Origin of the sequence: Povalibacter uvarum (assembly GCF_014202975.1) — a bacterium.
Classification (GTDB): Bacteria; Pseudomonadota; Gammaproteobacteria; order Steroidobacterales; family Steroidobacteraceae; genus Steroidobacter; species Steroidobacter uvarum.
The window spans coordinates 596,379-612,758 of sequence record NZ_JACHHZ010000006.1 but is presented as its reverse complement, the minus strand read 5'-3'; the positions used below and the strand labels follow the sequence as shown (position 1 = coordinate 612,758).

General features: G+C 63.2%; 17 protein-coding genes. 8 read left to right on the top strand and 9 right to left on the bottom strand.

The window, feature by feature from the left end:
• The first annotated feature begins 31 nt into the window (after positions 1 to 31).
• The gene (locus HNQ60_RS24985) at positions 32 to 2,254 is read left to right on the top strand and encodes a xanthine dehydrogenase family protein molybdopterin-binding subunit (protein ID WP_184335498.1); all 2,223 of its coding nucleotides are present in this window, start codon (positions 32 to 34) and stop codon (positions 2,252 to 2,254) included.
• 57 nt (positions 2,255 to 2,311) lie between these two features.
• The gene (locus HNQ60_RS24980) at positions 2,312 to 2,764 is read left to right on the top strand and encodes a YybH family protein (RefSeq protein ID WP_184335497.1); all 453 of its coding nucleotides are present in this window, start codon (positions 2,312 to 2,314) and stop codon (positions 2,762 to 2,764) included.
• 5 nt (positions 2,765 to 2,769) lie between these two features.
• Here HNQ60_RS24980 and HNQ60_RS24975 read toward each other — a convergent pair whose 3' ends face one another.
• Together HNQ60_RS24975 and pdxR are read right to left on the bottom strand one after the other, a co-directional pair.
• Positions 2,770 to 3,480 (bottom strand): hypothetical protein, encoded by a 711-nt coding sequence (locus tag HNQ60_RS24975; RefSeq protein WP_184335496.1) that lies wholly within the window; start codon positions 3,478 to 3,480, stop codon positions 2,770 to 2,772.
• Positions 3,481 to 3,719: 239 nt separating this feature from the next.
• On the bottom strand, positions 3,720 to 5,174 hold the full coding sequence (pdxR, locus tag HNQ60_RS24970; protein ID WP_184335495.1) for a MocR-like pyridoxine biosynthesis transcription factor PdxR: 1,455 nt from the start codon (positions 5,172 to 5,174) through the stop codon (positions 3,720 to 3,722).
• 94 nt (positions 5,175 to 5,268) lie between these two features.
• Between pdxR and HNQ60_RS24965 the strand changes: the two genes are divergently transcribed.
• Positions 5,269 to 6,120 (top strand): MBL fold metallo-hydrolase, encoded by an 852-nt coding sequence (locus tag HNQ60_RS24965; RefSeq protein WP_184335494.1) that lies wholly within the window; start codon positions 5,269 to 5,271, stop codon positions 6,118 to 6,120.
• Here HNQ60_RS24965 and HNQ60_RS24960 read toward each other — a convergent pair.
• From HNQ60_RS24960 to HNQ60_RS24945, 4 genes are all read right to left on the bottom strand, one after another.
• Complete coding sequence (locus HNQ60_RS24960) at positions 6,100 to 7,158, bottom strand: alpha/beta hydrolase (protein ID WP_184335493.1); 1,059 nt, start codon at positions 7,156 to 7,158, stop codon at positions 6,100 to 6,102. The two genes, HNQ60_RS24965 and HNQ60_RS24960, sit on opposite strands and share 21 nt — an antisense overlap.
• A gap of 104 nt (positions 7,159 to 7,262) precedes the next feature.
• On the bottom strand, positions 7,263 to 7,841 hold the full coding sequence (locus HNQ60_RS28190) for a helix-turn-helix transcriptional regulator (protein WP_184335492.1): 579 nt from the start codon (positions 7,839 to 7,841) through the stop codon (positions 7,263 to 7,265).
• Entirely contained in the window at positions 7,783 to 8,391 is a 609-nt protein-coding gene (locus HNQ60_RS24950) for a hypothetical protein (RefSeq protein ID WP_184335491.1), read from the bottom strand. The genes HNQ60_RS28190 and HNQ60_RS24950 overlap by 59 nt, the downstream gene beginning before the upstream one ends.
• Complete coding sequence (locus HNQ60_RS24945; protein ID WP_184335490.1) at positions 8,388 to 9,593, bottom strand: tetratricopeptide repeat protein; 1,206 nt, start codon at positions 9,591 to 9,593, stop codon at positions 8,388 to 8,390. Before HNQ60_RS24945 ends, HNQ60_RS24950 begins: the two co-directional genes overlap by 4 nt.
• Positions 9,594 to 9,733: 140 nt before the next feature.
• On the opposite strand from HNQ60_RS24945, the gene HNQ60_RS24940 reads away from it, so the two are divergent.
• Entirely contained in the window at positions 9,734 to 10,285 is a 552-nt protein-coding gene (locus tag HNQ60_RS24940) for a hypothetical protein (protein ID WP_184335489.1), read from the top strand.
• 203 nt (positions 10,286 to 10,488) lie between these two features.
• Here HNQ60_RS24940 and trhO read toward each other — a convergent pair whose 3' ends face one another.
• On the bottom strand, positions 10,489 to 12,288 hold the full coding sequence (trhO, locus tag HNQ60_RS24935) for an oxygen-dependent tRNA uridine(34) hydroxylase TrhO (protein ID WP_184335488.1): 1,800 nt from the start codon (positions 12,286 to 12,288) through the stop codon (positions 10,489 to 10,491).
• Positions 12,289 to 12,440: 152 nt separating this feature from the next.
• Between trhO and HNQ60_RS24930 the strand changes: the two genes are divergently transcribed.
• The 3 genes from HNQ60_RS24930 to HNQ60_RS24920 all read left to right on the top strand — a co-directional run bounded on the left by HNQ60_RS24930 (position 12,441) and on the right by HNQ60_RS24920 (position 14,554).
• Positions 12,441 to 12,851 (top strand): hypothetical protein, encoded by a 411-nt coding sequence (locus HNQ60_RS24930; protein ID WP_184335487.1) that lies wholly within the window; start codon positions 12,441 to 12,443, stop codon positions 12,849 to 12,851.
• Between the two features lie 241 nt (positions 12,852 to 13,092).
• Complete coding sequence (locus HNQ60_RS24925) at positions 13,093 to 14,154, top strand: aspartate-semialdehyde dehydrogenase (protein WP_184335486.1); 1,062 nt, start codon at positions 13,093 to 13,095, stop codon at positions 14,152 to 14,154.
• 154 nt (positions 14,155 to 14,308) lie between these two features.
• Entirely contained in the window at positions 14,309 to 14,554 is a 246-nt protein-coding gene (locus tag HNQ60_RS24920) for a hypothetical protein (RefSeq protein WP_184335485.1), read from the top strand.
• 45 nt (positions 14,555 to 14,599) lie between these two features.
• Here HNQ60_RS24920 and HNQ60_RS24915 read toward each other — a convergent pair whose 3' ends face one another.
• Both HNQ60_RS24915 and HNQ60_RS24910 read right to left on the bottom strand, forming a co-directional pair.
• Complete coding sequence (locus tag HNQ60_RS24915; RefSeq protein WP_184335484.1) at positions 14,600 to 15,364, bottom strand: SDR family oxidoreductase; 765 nt, start codon at positions 15,362 to 15,364, stop codon at positions 14,600 to 14,602.
• A 90-nt stretch (positions 15,365 to 15,454) separates the two neighbouring features.
• Positions 15,455 to 15,838 (bottom strand): YchJ family protein, encoded by a 384-nt coding sequence (locus HNQ60_RS24910; protein WP_184335483.1) that lies wholly within the window; start codon positions 15,836 to 15,838, stop codon positions 15,455 to 15,457.
• A 127-nt stretch (positions 15,839 to 15,965) separates the two neighbouring features.
• On the opposite strand from HNQ60_RS24910, the gene HNQ60_RS24905 reads away from it, so the two are divergent.
• Positions 15,966 to 16,355, top strand: a complete 390-nt coding sequence (locus HNQ60_RS24905; protein WP_184335482.1) for a hypothetical protein — start codon at positions 15,966 to 15,968, stop codon at positions 16,353 to 16,355.
• The last annotated feature ends 25 nt before the right edge of the window (positions 16,356 to 16,380 follow it).

Sequence of the window (16,380 nt, the reverse complement as noted above, 5' to 3'; positions counted from 1 at the left end):
CCCCTGGCGCTGAAAAGGTGTGGCGATGGCAATGCAGCGACGCGAATTCCTGAAACTGTCAGCGATGGCGGGCGGCGGCATCATCGTCTCAGGCTCGATGCCTGCCGCGCTGGCGCGTGACGTTGCGGGCTCCGTGGTGCCGGCAAGTGATCCGGTCGCATTGTCCTATTTCCTGGAGATCCATCCGGACGACCGAGTCCGCTTCCTGTCGATCAAGCACGAAATGGGGCAGGGCGTCGCGACGAGTCTCGCGATGATCATGGCGGAAGAACTGGGGGTAGATTTCCGGCGAGTGACGGTGGAGTTTCCGAACACCGGACAAACGCGTTACGCATTGAGCGGCACCGGCGGCAGCACGACGGTCAAGGATATGTACCTGCCGATCCGCAGGGCTGCCGCACTTGCGCGACAGGCGTTGATCGACACGGCGGCTGCCCAATGGTCGGTGGAGGCATCGATCTGTGCGGTTGCCGACGGTACGGTCCGCAATACGACCAGCGGGAAGGTCTTGCGGTTCGGCGAGCTCGCGCGCCTCGCGGCAGATCGATTGTCGTCGCTGCCCGCAACCTACAACGATGCCGAGTTCGCAAAGCTCGAAGCGCCGCTGAAGGATGCGAAAACTTTCAAGCTCATCGGCACGCCGGTGACGAACATCTTCGCGCCCGCGATCGTGAGCGGCCAGCATCGCTATGCGATGGACGTGAAGGTCGATGGAATGAAGTACGCCGCGATCGCGCGCTGTCCCGTCTTTCGCGGCAAGCTCGCCGGTTTCGATGCGACACGCGCACTGCAGGTGCCTGGCGTCATCAAGGTCGTTCCGGTCGAAGGCTTCCTGTCTCCGTACGGAAAGCTCGAAGGGGCAACCGGTTTCACGATCAAAGACGGCGTTGCCGTCATCGCGAACAGCACCTGGGCCGCCATGCGGGGACGCGATGCGCTGGAAGTGCGATGGAACGGCGGTGCGAACGAGAAGTTCAGCTCGAAGAGCTGGATGGAGCACGTGCAGGAGAAGTTCAAACAGCCGCCGGGTGATCCGCTGCGATCGACGGGCGACAAGAACGCACTTGCGGGTGCGGGTCGTTCGCTGGACGCGACCTACGTGTTTCCGTACCAGGCCCACCTGTGCATGGAGCCGATGAACTGTGTCGCCCATCATCGCGGCGATCGATGTGAAGTCTGGGTGGGTTCACAGGCACCGCAGGGCATCGTCGCTCGCGCGAGCCAGATGTTCGGCATCGAGGCGCGCAGCATCACCGTGAACGCGCTGCCGTCGGGTGGCGGCTTCGGCCGCCGCTTCTATCCGGACGTCGCGCTCGAAGCGCTGAAGGTCTCTCTCGCCGCCGGTAATATTCCTGTGAAGGTCGTATGGAGCCGCGAGGACGACATCCGGAACGACGGGTTCCATGCCTTCTACTACGCCGACTACCGCGCGCGCCTCGATGACAAGGGCAGCATCGCAGCCTGGGGCCATCGTGAAGGGCGGACGTTCTGGGGCGATCCCGCGAACGAGATGCCGTGGATGGCGTATGACATCCCGAATACCCGCTATGACTTCATCAGCCTGCACGCGGACAGCATCGTGCAGAGCGCAGCCTGGCGCTCGGTCGTCGCGAACAACTGGGCCTTCGGCCAGGAGGGTTTCATCGACGAGCTCGCGGTCGCTGCCGGGGTTGATCCTTACCGCTTCCGTGCAAAGCTGCTTGAGTCAGGTGATGAAGTCGACGTAGGGCATTCGAACAAGCTGAGTCGCGTGAGATTGCGGCGCGTGCTCGATCTCGCGGCCGACAAGAGCGGCTGGGGTCGCGGCAAGAAAGGCAAAGGCCGCGGACAGGGAATTGCCGTGTTCCCTTACATGCACGGCAACAGTTACGCCGCACTGGTCGTGGATGTCCTCGTCGCCGATGGGCGCATCAGGGTGGAGCGCGCCGTGGCTGCTGTCGATGTCGGTCGCGTGATCAATCCGAGCGGTCTGCGCCAGCAGATCGAGGGTGGCATCGTGTGGGGCCTGACCGCTGCACTCTACGGCGGCATAGACATCCAGAACGGTCGCGTCATGAACGGCAACTTCAACGACACTCCGGTGGTGCGCATGAACGAGTGCCCGCGGATCGAAGTGCATTTCATCGAGAACCCAGGCGATGCGCCTCACGGTTCCGGCGAACTGTCGCCGCCCCTGGTTGCTCCGGCGCTTGCCAATGCGATCTTCGCCGCGACGGGCAAGCGCCTGCGGCAACTTCCTTTCTCGCTCGCTTAGTCATGCAGGGGCTTCGGGTCTAGTATTGGGCACACCCCAACTTTCCCGAGTGCTCCCATGATCCGATCGATTGCACTGCTGGCGCTTGCACTGGTCTCCCACGCGACATTCGCCGACGTAGAGGCAGAAGCCGAGAAGGTGGCGATCCGTGGAGTCATCGGCCGCATGGAAGCTGCGTGGAATCGCGGCGACTTCCGTGGGTACATGGAAGGCTTCGCCAATCCGGACGTGATCTTCGTGTCGCGCGGCGAGTTCCAGAAGGACTGGCAGGGGACGCTCGACCATTACATTCGCGACTACGGACAGTCGCCGGACGGCCGCGGCACGCTGCATTTCTACGACATCCGGATCGAGTTGCTGGGACCGGACGCAGCGCAGCTCATCAGTCGCTACCGGCTGGATCGGCCGAACAGTCCGCAGAACGGCATCAACACGCGGTTGATGCGCAAGCGGGACGGCAAATGGGTGATCGCGCTGAATCACGTCTCGTCGCGCGAGACGCAGCGTTAAGGGCGTTACTTCAGCGCCAGCACTTCGCGGGACAGGCCTCGGCGGATTTCGCCGTTGCAGGCATTCAGCAAGCGCAACGATTCGTCGATCGAATCGAATTCGTCGTGTTGCGGCTGGCCCTTGGCCATCTCGCTGCGCACGATCTCGTGGACCTGAGAACGCAGCAACTGGCGCATCTGCGCATTGGCGGCATCGAGGCTGGGTGCGTAGCGGACGTTACCCGCGATGCGCTGCCTGAGCTCTGCCTCGATGGAATGCGATGCGCTGGACAGGAACTGCGAGTAGATGTTCACGTGCTCGCGCTCGTGCTCGACGATCGCATCGAACGCACAGCTGCCGGCTTCGAAGGGATGTGCAACGGAAATCTGCAGCGGCTCGTAGCCGACCGTGACATTGATTGCGGGGCGGTAGCAGACACGGCCCGAGACCGGGTCGTGCAACATGCTCAATCCATACGACGCTTCCCACGTGCGGGTCGCGAAGGTCGTGCCGACCGTCGCGCGTTTACCGAGACTCGCTGCACCGGTGGTTTCGACTGTCATCCGGTGAATGTCGCCGCCGCGGATCGTGTTGTCGATGGTGATCGGCAGGGTCGAAACCGTCGCGAGCGGGAGCGACGGCAGGGAGGCACAGGCTTCGTCGAACGACTCGGCACGGCTCGTAGCCGCGAAGAGCAGGGCGAAGCAGGCGCTCAGGACGATGCCGATCCGGGTCACTTGGAAACCTCGTGAAACAGTTTCTCCATGAGCCCCAAAGATCGGCATGAAGGCGCGGCTTTTCAGTGAGGTGGAGCCCTCAATTGGGGTGTCGAGATCTCCTACTTTGCGATTTCAGGAAGCGCCTCACGTTTCGTCCCTGCGTTCCCGGAGCGGGTGCGCGACGAAGTGCGAGCTGCGTCACGAGCGGCCGGTCAGGGCAAATGAGACGTACGCACGGTGCATGGTCCAGAAGGACATCAGGCCCGGGATCGCGACTTCACTGAGATCCGTCGCAGTCGCGCCAGGCCCTCGACGATCGCTGCTTCGCCGAGCGCGCCGTAGCCGAAGAGAATTCCAGGAGCGGTCGCTTTCTGAAACTGATAGATACGCAGCGTTTCAATGCCCACATCTGATTCACGTGCCTTCGCGATGAACGCGTCGACGTCGACACCGGGCGCCACCAGCGCGGCCAGATGAAGTCCTGCTGCAGCGGGGATCGGTCGTAACCACGGGAAGTCGCGGTCGAGCCGCTCCAGCAGCGCGCTGCGCCGATCGTCGTAAATGCGGCGCATGCGACGCACATGTCGTGCAAGATGGCCTTCATGGATGAATGCCGCGAGCGTTTCCTGGGGCTGAATCGCAGAGTAGCCGTCCGCATTCTGTTTTGCGGCGGCGAGCGCGGTGCGTGCCCACTGCGGCGCGACGATGAATCCGATGCGAAGGGCAGGAAAGAGGCTCTTCGAGAACGTGCCCACGTAGAACACGGATGATGAGCGATCGAGCGTCTGCAGCGCATCGAGCGGCCGATCTCCGAAGCGGAACTCCGAGTCGTAGTCATCTTCCATGATGACGGCCTGATGCGCCTGCGCGAAGGCGAGCAACTCGGTGCGTCGCGGCGCGGACATCACCGCCCCAGTCGGATACTGGTGTGACGGTGTGACGCAGATGATTCGCGCGTTTGCCGGCAGCTTGGTGACGACGATGCCTTCTTCGTCGACGGGAACCGGCACGATCTTCGCGCCGGCTGCTTCGAACGCAAGGCGCGGCGGTCGATAGCCAGGGTTCTCGAGCGCAACCACCGAACGGCCGGGCGTAACGAGAATCCGCGCGATGAGATCGAACGCCTGCTTCGCGCCCGCTGTGATGACGATATCGTCCGGCTCGCAAGACACGGCGCGCGTGAACGACACGTGTTTCGAGATCGCTTCCCGCAAGGCGAGGCGTCCGCGTGGATCGTCGTAACCAGAGACCGGTATCTTCGAGTAGGTGCGCAATGCCCGAGCCGACAGTCGGCGCCAGGTGTCGAACGGGAAGAGAGACAGCTCCGGCACGCCGAGCCTGAAGTGGATTCGGGGTGCCGGCTCCGGAGCGCCAGGCGAACGAGTGCGCCAGAATTCATTGAGCCGGGCATCGTCCTTGTTCGCGCGCACCGGCGTCTTCGCCGATCGATTCAGCAGCGCATTGCTGACAAACGTACCCCCTCCCTGGCGCGTGACGACGTAACCCTCGCTCAGCAACAGGTCGTAGGCAGCGATTGCCGTGTTGCGCGACACCCCATACGTCGAGGCGAACACACGCGTCGGTGGCAGTCGAACGCCGGCCTGCAAGCGGCCCTCCACGATGGCCGCGCGCAACTGACGATGCAGCGCCTGCAGTCGACTGCGCGACCGGCGCGGCGGGACGCTGATCGGCAGCTCGAAAATTGGTTCCATGGAAGTCGCTGGATCTGGACCTTCTGGGGGTCCACGGATCATCGCATGCTGGCGCCGCGATGACACGAGCCCGATCGATCCGGAGGGATCACCGATGTTTCACCCGATCTGCGCAACCTGCGGCACCCAGTACGAGACGCCGACGCCGCATCCTCAACAGTGCCCCATCTGCATGGACGAGCGGCAATACGTGGGGTGGGGAGGACAACGCTGGACGACCCAGGATGAATTGCGTCGCACGCACGGCAACCGTCTGGACGACGAGCAGGGGATTCTTTGCGTCGGCATGTCGCCGGCCTTTGCCATCGACCAGCGGGCATTCGTGCTGCCGACCGCGACTCATCGAATCCTCTGGGAGTGCGTGCCGCTGGTGACGCAGGAGGCCGTGGACAGGATTCGTGCTCAGGGCGGCATCGATCTGATCGCGATCTCGCATCCGCATTTCTATTCGTCGATGGTCGACTGGAGCGAGGCGCTCGGGGACGTACCGATCTACCTGCATGAAGCGGATCGTGAGTGGGTGGGTCGCGGCTCACGGAACATCCGGTTGTGGGGTGGCGAAGAGCACGTGTTTTCACCGGGCGTGAAACTGATCCGTTGCGGCGGACACTTTCCGGGCAGCACGGCGCTTCACTGGCAGGACAGTCGACGCCCGAAGGGCCAGCTCTTTCCGGGCGACGCGCTGCAAGTGGTGTTCGATCGCCGGCACGTGACGTTCATGTACAGCTACCCGAATGCCATTCCGTTGCATCCCGATGCGGTGCGCACGATGCGGCAGAAGATCGCCGGCCTCGAGTTCGACGACGTGTTCGGCTACACGTGGGGACGAAACATCATTGGAGGGGCGCGGGAGGCGGTGGAGCGTTCCTTCGATCGTTACCTGAGGGCGATTGGAGTGGGGAGCCGGCCGGCTTCTTCTCATTCCCTATCTCTCGAACGCCAGTAGCCGCGCAAAGAACGGCAGCATCCGATCCTCCACGCGTCCGTGCTCGCTCCAGTTCATCTCGTAGTGGTTGCCGCGATATTCCTCGGCGTAGTGGGGCACGCCGAGATCGTCGAGCCGGCGTGTGAACGACTGATTCGCCGCGACGTGATCCTGGTTCACGTCGTAACGCCCCCAGTCGAACTGGATTCCGGCCAGGCGTTTCAGGTTCTGCGCGTAGCGGGGAAGCAGGCGATCGAGCAGGAACTGCGACTGCAGACGCTCGGCATGGGTCGAATCGAGTTCGAGTGTTCCGCCATTCGCCTCAACCATCAGGTCGCAGTAGAACGGCGGGCGCTGTGCGTTCGGCAGGTAAGACTGCGCCATCGCCATGAAGACCTGCGAGAGCCCGTCATCCGCGAGATCGTCCCACGATCTGGCGCGATTCATCTTCCCCCAATCAGGCCGCGAGGAAATGGGAATGAGTCCGCCGGATGTGCCGATCGGATGCAGCGCATAGACGGCGCTGAACCGGTCCGGGTACATCATCGCGAGCTTCAGCGCTGCGTAGCCGCCCAGGAAGTCTCCCGCCAGTCCGCGCCCGGCGGGCGTTCGAATGGTGCGGAAGCGGGCGTCGATCGCGGGGACGATCTCATCGACGATGTGATCGATCCAGCGACCTGAGACGGGCGAATTGCCGAAGAAGGTGCCCACGTGCGGCGTGGTGAAATCGCCGGCGACGAAAACGAACGGCGGAATCGTGCCTTCGGCGATTGCGCGATCGAACAGGCGCTGGACGCCACCGTCCTGGAACATCTGGCGATTGCTCCAGAACACGGAATGGAAGTAGTAAATGACAGGGTAGGACTTGCGGCTCGTGTCGTACCCGGGCGGCAGGTAGATCTTGATTCGCCGCACCGGGTCGATGCCGATGATGTTCTCTTCGAGACTCGGGGAGGATAGCTCCAGGTCGGCCACTGCGCCCGCCTTCTCCGTGGCGAGTGCAGGAATCGTTGCGCCCACCAGCAGCAACACCAGACAGCCCGATCGCAGCAATCGCATCGCCATGTCCCCGTAGTGAAACGACGGGGCAGCATCGATCAGTGAGTGCGGTCGGGCGACCGATCCGTCCGGATCGGACGTCGCTGGCGATCGTTCTGGCGGTCTTATGGAAGCGGCGACGCCGCTTGAGGGCGCCGGTACTCGCTGGGCGTCATCCCGGCGTGCGCCCGGAACGCCGCGTTGAATGTGGATTTGGAGTTGAAGCCGACGTCGAGGGCAATCTCGAGGATCGGCCGCTCCGGGGACGATCGGAGCGCCACCTTCGCGTCGTCGATGCGCTGGCGATTCACGAAGTCGTGGAAGCTCGTGGCCAGGTCCTGGTTCAGGACCTGCGAGACGTAGTGGGGATTCTCGCGAATGTGATCGCACAGCGCTCGCAGGCTCAGCGCGCTGTCCCGGTGCAACCGCAGATCTGTCATCGCCGCCGATAGCTTGCGCTGGATGCGGGCGCGGGCAGTGGCATCGAGCGCCGACCGGCCGTACTTCGCCGCGGCCTGTGTTGTATCGATGCGGGCGATCGCCGGCAGCTGCATCGCGTCGGTGGTGGGCTGCAGGAGCGAGAAGATGGCCCACAGCGTGACACCCACTTCCATGAATGCGAATACGAGCCCGAGGCCAGTGTCCTTACCCAGGATGACGCAATGAAGAATCCGCAGCAGGCTCACGAACCAGTTGAGGGCCACGGCCAGCAGCAGAATCCGCAGTGCCCCGAGCTGGGCCGGGGAAGCAGTGTCCGCGTGCAAGCGCATGCGTCGAAGGCACTGACGAAGATAGAAGGGCGCTTGCAGCAGAAACATCGCCGCCGAAACGAACATGGTCGTGAATCATCGACCACGGCAGCTGGTTCGTGGAACCGGCCGCCTCGGCATAGTCGGGGCCGAAGTGTGACGCCTGGATCAGCGGCAATGTCAGCAGCATTCCGCCGGCGATGACGCACACTTCGCCCGTGGACAGCGATCTGATGGATGGACGGGGCCGCTCGGTAATCTCGCGCGCATACAGCGAGACGCAGGGAGCCAGCAGGAACGACACGCACATCAGCAGGCCGAGCCACAGGGATTTTCCCGGTGATGTGGGATGGAGCATCAGCCATTCGAAAATGAACCCGAGAGATTCCAGCGCGAGGTAGACCATGAGGTAATGAGAGCCGCGCATCGTCGTTCGCGTCACGAACGAACCAAGCACGCAGCTCATCAGGGCGATGGCATAGAGCGAACTGTGCAGCGTGCTCATTGCTGGACCCGCTTGCGCGCGATCGCCAGCAAGCCCGCGACATCCTGCATTCGTTCCGCTCGCAGCACCTCGAGTCTCAGGTCGATCACATCGAATCCGGTATCGAGCAACGATTGCTCCACGTAGCCCCGGCGGTGAGCGTAGCGGCCGTGCATCAGGAGCTCGTAGTCCTTGTTGGCGTCTTCCGGCAGCGCCTCGACGGTGAACAGATAGAGCCCACCCGGTTGCAGCGCCATCGCCGCGGCTTCGTTCACTTCCTTCAGATCGCCGAAGTACTCATACGTGTCCGCCGCGACGACGACTTCAAAAGCCAGCGGTCGGGAGCGCATGAACGAGCAAAGGTCTGCAACGACGAGCTCGTCGTACGTGCCGCGTTCGCGAGCGAGGTCCACCATCTTGGGTGACAGGTCGACGCCGATGAGCGTCGTTGACAAGGGCCGCAGCAGCGGACCGCAGAGACCAGTGCCGCACCCCGCATCGAGAACGACAGGCTTGAACGAACTGCCGTCGAGGCAATGCGCCAGCGTCGATGCGATGACTTCAGGTGCGCGATAACCCAGCTCCTTGAGGTTCATGTCGAAGTGGCGGGCATACTTGTCGAAGAGCTTCGCGACGTAGTCGCTGTCGGCTCGTGTGGGTACATCGATGCCGGAGGTTGCAGCCGCCATGTGTCTTGCAACGGAATTGTCAGGGTCGCGAGCGAGCCAGTCGCGATACACCTGCGCGGCGCGTTCGAAATCGCCGACGCGATACAGCAACTGCCCGAGGCTTTCGTAGGCCCGCATGAAACTGGGCTGCTGGCGGATCGCCTCGTAAAGATGATTCACGGCGGCTTCGAACTCGCCGGCGTCACGCAGCGACACGCCGAGGTTGAACCAGGCTTCCGCCATCTGCGGTGCGAGTACGGTGACGCGTCGATACGCCTCGCGGGCTTCCTTGAACTTGTCCTGGAACACGAGGATGTTGCCGAGATTGTTCCAGGCATAGGGATTGGTCGGCAGCAGGTCGAGCGAACGACCGATGAGCCGTACCGCGTCGATCCCGCGGCCGAGTTGAAAGTGCAGCATCCCGAAGAAGTGCAGCGCGTCCGGATCATCGGGCCGCTTCGTGAGGACGGCTTCGTATCCATCGATCGCTTCCTGCAGCCGGCCTGCCTGATGTGCGGCCACGGCAGCAGTGAGAACCGGATCGGGGGTGGACACGTTGAATGCCTCGTGACGTTCTTGGCCGACGTGTGCGCAGTTTCAGTGCGCAATGGCACGGGAATCAAGTGGCACGATGGACAGAAGAACACGGCAGTGCGGTAGCATGCGGGCCCCTGTTGCTTGCCGCGGGTGATGCCATGAGCTCGAAGGTCATTCTCGTTTCGTGTGTGCTGGCGGGTTCATTGATGACCGCGGCTTGCAGCAAAGAACCTGCGCCGGCATCCGAGCCCGCGGCCGCCCCGGCGCAGAAGGTCGATGCGACAGGGAAGGAAACGGTCGATCTTTCGTCAGTGCCGCCGGAGGTGCTGGCGGCAGTCGAAGCCGCACGCCCGGGAATGCAGGTCGCGGAAGCGGAGCATGAGCAGCGCAACGGCAACGATTACTACGATGTCGAGGGCACGTTCAACGGAGCGGAGATCGAGCTCGACCTGACGAAAGTCGACGGCGTCTGGAAAGTCGTCGAGATTCAGCGCGACATCGTCGCGGCTGACGCGCCTGCGAAGGTCATGGCTGCACTCACGGGAGCCAATGCGCAGTTCGCGCCGACCCGCATCATCGAGAGCGACCAGGGCAACGGCGTCGTGATTTACGAGTTCTTCGGGCCGGATGCCGCGGGGAAGGAAACGAAGATCGAGGTGAAGCTGGAGAATGACGCCGCCGAGGTGCTGCAGGCGGAGTGGAAGCACTGAGGAGAAGCGGTTGGCGGTTGGCGGTTGGCGGTTAGCTGGGAGGAAGAGGGGCGTCGCTGTGGGTCCGGCTTCAGCCGGACGTCATCGCGACAGCGATCCGTCATTCCCGCGAAAGCGGGAGTGACAGATGCCGTCATTCCCGCGAAAGCGGGAATCCATCTGAACCAGGCAAAGCGTGGCCGCGTTCGCGGGAGTGACAGACGCTACGCCGGAGTGACAGACGCCCACCCCGGCGGAGGCGCGGTAAACGTCACGGTCTGCCGATGCAGCGGATGCTCGAAGCTGACCTGCCACGCATGCAGGCACAGTGGCGGTGCATTGATGTCCAGCGTCTGGCTGTCCCCAAGCTCCTTGCCGCGAACGTACGCGGGATCGCCGCATACGGGGAAGCCGAGATGCCACAGATGCACGCGAATCTGGTTCGTGCGTCCTGTCAGGGGGCGAGCTTCGAGAAGCGATGAGCCATCAGCGAGGCGATCGAGAACGCTGAACTCGGTGCGTGCGGCCAGGCCGCTCTCATGATCGATGAAGCGTGAGCCCAGTTTGCCGGCATCGACGCTGATCGGTGCATCGCACGCGAAGTTGTCATCCGTCGGATGGCCGTGGACGCGCACCAGATAGCGCTTCTCCACCTCACCGCGTGCAAACTGCGTCTGGATCTTCTTCGCGATGAACTGCGTTCGCGCAACGACCAGTGCACCCGTCGTATTCGCATCGAGTCGATGTGACGGGCGCGGCTTCTGCGGGGCGTAGAGCGCATCGAGCACGTACTTGAGCGTGTTGCGATAGAACCGGCCGCCCGCGTGCATGGGCAGCGGCGCGGGCTTGTTCACGATGAACAGCGCTTCATCCTCGTAGAGGATTTCGAGCCGCATGTTCACGTCCGGCTCGATCACCGCCGGGAACTTGTGGCGATAGCGCTCGCCGGCATGAACGATCCTGTGCGGCTCGCACGAGCGATCGTCGGCGTCGAGTACGAGGCCGAGTGCGCAACGCTCCAGCCATGTTTCTTCGGGCACGTGCTTCACGACGTGGCACAGCGCTTCGATGAGTCGTTGCCCGTCGCATTCAGCCGGAATGCTGACGGGCCGGAAGTGATCGTGCGGCTGGCTGCCGGGCAGCGGATCGATGATCCGCTTCACTTCCTCGTGGCGGGCGCTGAGCACGCTCGTCATTTTCTCGGCCGGCGTGCGATAGCAGTAGCGGCAGCTCTCGCCCGGCACATGATGTTCGTGACGCTGGTCTTCTTCGGTCAGGGGCAGGCGGCACTTGAAGCATTGCGCTGACTGCGTCGGCTGCAGATGCGCGTCGAGTCCGGTGCGCTGATCGAACACGAAGCATTCGCCTTCGTAGTGCGCGGCGCCGCACTCCTCGAAATACTTCAGGATGCCGCCTTCGAGCTGGTAGACGTGCCTGAAGCCTTCGCGCTCCATGAACGGACCGGCCTTCTCGCAGCGGATGCCGCCGGTGCAGAACATCACGATCGGTTGCTCCTTGAGCCCCGCGGGCAGCTGCGCCACTGCCGCGGGGAAGTCGCGAAAGTGATCGATGTCGATTGGCAGCGCATTCCTGAAGGTGCCGAGCTTCACTTCATAGCGATTGCGCGTATCGAGCAGCGTCACCGGGCGCTTCTCATCGAGCCAGCGCTTCAGTTCGGTCGCCGGCAGCTTGGCGGAAGTGTGCCGGGAGGGATCGATGCCCTCGACGCCGAAAGCGATGATCTCGTTCTTCACTCGCACCAGCATGCGTCGGAACGGCTGGGCCTCCGTACCGCTCAGTTTCGGCTGCAGGTCAGCGAGGCCGGGCCAGCTGCGCAGCTCGGCGAGCAGCGATTCGACCTGATCGGCTTCCCCGGCGACGAAGAGATTGATGCCCTCGGGGCTGAGCAGGATCGAGCCCTTGAGTTGCCATTGCTCGCAGAGCACGCGCAACCGATCCCGCTTCGCCATCAGGTCGGACAGCGGCAGGAATTTGTAGGCGGCGGCGTTGAGGATCGGCTTCATCGCGGTGCGGGTATTCGACGGTGCGCGATGGTATTCGAAGTGCGCGAGGACTGCCCCTGCAAATCCGCGGGCGTCACGCCGAAGTCACGCAGGCGTACGACGAACAATGTCAGACTGGTGAGGTACATCCTCAAGACAAGCACCACGGATTCATGCAAGGCATCAGTATCAAGGCGATCGTGCTCGCGACCCTCGCCGTCTTCGGCATCGATTTCGTGTCCAGCCTGGTGCTGTTCGCGATGTTCGGCGGGCCCCCTCTCGACGCGCCCAAGGAACAGATCGAGGCTGCGCTGGCCGCGCTGAATGAGGACGCAGGTTACCTGCTCACCGCGCTGGTTCTCGGGACGGCATCGACAGTCGTTGGTGGCTATCTCACAGCACGCCTGGCTCCGACGCTGCCGTACTACAACGCGCTGGCCTTCGGCGTCCTCGGGGTCGCCATCAGCATCCCGTTTTCCACCGGAGTACCGACCTGGGTGCGGGTCCTGGGACTAGGCCTTGGTATCCCGGCAGCGCTCGCCGGGGCCTACTTAAGTAAAAGAAAGGGCGGAATTGCGCGATAGGCCTTCGGGGATTGTGTACTTTGGCCCTTTACAGACCCGTCGTCCGTCGGCTAATTTCCCCGCCCATGATTCGCTCGATTAAACGCACGACGAAAACAAAGCGGCTCCCAGCGGGGTTGCCGGACTGTTTGCGCGCGTAAGTCAAAAAGCGATCGAACGGTTCAAAAGGCCCCGCCGGAAACGGACGGGGCCTTTTCTTTGGCTGCGTTCCCGACCCGGCTTCACTCAATGAGGAAGCAGTATGTGCGCAGCAGTCTCCGATTCCGTCCCTGATTCGCGACCCCGTCGCGACCTTCGCTCGCCGGTCGTCGCCGTGGTGGGTGCGACGGGAGCAGTCGGTCGCGAAATGATCGAGTGCCTGCACCGGCGCAAATTCCCGTTGCGCTCGCTGCGTCTGCTCGCTTCGGGCCGCTCCGCCGGGCAGGTGCTCAAGTACGGCGATCAGCCGGTCGTCATCGAAGCGCTGGGCCCGGATACGATCGACGGCATCGACATCGCGCTGTTCTCCGCAGGCGGCTCCGTCTCGAAGCAGTACGCGCCGCTGATGGCCGAGCGCGGCACGATCGTCGTCGACAACTCGTCGGCTTTCCGCATGCATGACGATGTGCCGCTCGTGGTGCCGGAGATCAACTCGCAGGCCATCGCGCAGCATCGCGGCATCATCGCCAATCCGAATTGCGTGGCCATTCTCAGCATCACGCCGCTTTGGCCCATTCATCAGCGCAATCCGATTCGCCGCCTGATCCTGTCGACCTACCAGGCGGCTTCGGGCGCCGGTGCTGCTGCAATGGAAGAGTTGCGCGAGAGCACGCGTGCGTATCTCGCGGGCGAGCGCTATGAGCCCAAGGTATTGCCGCATCCCTACGCATTCAACGTTTTCAGCCACAACGCGCGCGTCGATCCGACGACGGGCTATAACGACGAAGAAGCGAAGGTGATGCAGGAAGCGCGAAAAATCTTCGGCGATGCGACGATGCGGATCACGGCCACGTGCGTGCGTGTTCCCGTGCTGCGCGCTCATTGCGTCTCCGTGAACTTCGAGTGCGAAGAGCGGATCACGCCGGAAGAAGTACGCAGCATCGTGGCGTCGGCACCGGGTGTGCGCCTGGTCGACGATGCGCAGAACAACTACTACCCGATGCCGAACGATGCGTCAGGTCGCGACGAGCTGCTGGTCGGCCGCATCCGCCAGGACGTGAGCGATCCGTCGAACCGCTCCATCTCGATGTTCATCGCGGGTGATCAGTTGCTCAAGGGCGCGGCGCTCAATGCGGTGCAGATCGCGGAGAAGCTGGTGGGGTAGGTCCCGCAACTCCCGTCATTCCCGCGAAAGCGGGAATCCATCTTCAGTCTCCGGATGGACTCCCGCCTGCGCGGAATGACGGCGGACACCGCTTACGCGGGGGTGACAGAGGAGATAAGCTCACGATCCGTGCCGCCGATACGCCGAGGTCACCATGATTCGCGGGATCGTCATAGCTGCCTGTGTCGTCGCAATGAGTGCCTGCACGACCGTGAAGCTCAATCACGACAACACCAACTCGATTACCCATGGCGCCGATGAGGACAGCCAGGCGCTGGCGAATCGCGCTTGTGGCAAGGCCAGCGAGCAACGAGCCGTGATCGTCTCCACGGTCAACAAGGATCCCTCGCTGCCTCCGGGCACCGGCCGGCAGGTAACGACGTTTCGCTGCGCTTCCTAGTCGCGATCATCCGGACACATGTGTGCCGGACATCGGGCGGGCGGCTCAGGCACGATTGATGGAAACGCCGCCGTCGACCAGCATCGCAGTGCCGGTCGTGAACGAAGACGCATCGGACGCGAGATAGAGCACGGATTTCGCCTGTTCTTCCGGCGTAGCGACGCGTTTCAGTGCGTGCAGTTGCTCCACGAACGCCCACGCTTCCGGTGTTCCATTCATCGCCCGCGCCATCGGCGTGTCCGTGCCACCGGGAAGGAGGGCGTTCACCCGGATTCCCCGCGGACCGAACTCGGCCGCCAGCGCCTTGGTGAGTCCGATCACACCAGCCTTGCTCGCGGCGTAAGCGGCGGCACCCGGGTAGCCCACCGTGTAGCCGACGAACGTCGAAGTGAAGATGAGGGAGCCGCTGCCGCGCGCGAGCATCGCAGGCAACTGATGCTTGGCAGCGAGGAATGCGGCGGTGAGATTGATGTCCACGGCTTCGCGCCAGCCATCGAGTGACACATCCGGCGTCGCGCCCATTTCTCCGAGCGACCCTGCGTTGTTGAATGCGATGTCGAGACCGCCGAAGCGCTCGACCGCAGTGGCGACCAGTCGCTGCGCCAGGTCGTCCGCTCTCACATCACCAGCGACAGCCACTGCGCGTCCGCCCGCCGTGGAGATTTCGTCGACGAGTGCATCGAGCTCTTTCTGGCGCCGCGCGGACACGACGACAGATGCTCCTTCGCGTGCGAATAGAACCGCGGTTGCGCGGCCGATGCCGGAGCTGGCGCCTGTGACGATTGCGACTTTATGAGCGAGTACTGACATGGCGGTTCCTCGTGAGCGACATTCGGGCTCACGATAGAACGCGGTCGCGCTTCGCTCTCCTCGGTTCTTGCGCTCGAATCCGTTTCGGGATCAGTCGCGAAGATCGCCATCGACGTACAGCCATCGGCCGTTCTCGCGCACGAAACGGCTGCGCTCGTGAAGACGAGCCGCAGATCCACCACCAACGCGGAAGCGCGCGATGAATGCGACCTCCGCGGTATCCGCGCCGGTGTTCTTCGCTTCGACGACGCGCAGTCCCAGCCATTTCTGATTGGGATCGAACGGGATCGACGCGGGCCGCGTGCGCGGATGCCACGACATCATGAGATACGGCTCGTTGTGCAGCGCGAACGCCGAGTACCGGGATCGCATCAGCGCTTCCGCGGTGGGTGCGGGTTCCCCAGCGTGATATCGGCCGCAGCACGCAGCGAGCGGCTGGCCTGAGCCGCACGGGCAGGAGGGCGTCGTCTTCATGCGCGCAGACTCGCACGACCTGTCCTTTCGTTCCATCGCTGTCCGGTTCCGGCGGAAGGCTTCCGTTGATGAAGTCAGGAGGTCATCTCCTGCCTGTCGCCCCGGCGACCTCATCGAAGGAGTATTCATGAAAACGCGCTATCCGATCCTGTCCGCCATCGCCCTCGTGTTCGGTCTCGCCCAGGTGGCGAGCGCCGGCGTGGGGTGTGATCTGAACCTGCGGATCAACAACAAGACTCCGAATGCCATCACCATCTTCGGCGGCCCGAACAGCGGTGCAAGCAAGGCCGGCCTGAATCTGTGGAACCCGATCGGAGGACTCGAGGCTGCAGTGCTCGATCCTGAAGGGGCAGGCGCTGCCTCTCACAGCAAGCAGGCCGTCGAGCTCGAGCTTCCGTGCTGGACCGGCAAGGTCGATTTCCGCATTCGCTATCTCGACGGCAACGTCGAGCGCTGGGTTTATCGGCGCGGCGTGAGCATCAATTCCGGCGACACGATCCAGATCAATATTCCGTAATCGCCAGGCGCCTCTTCCTGGCCGG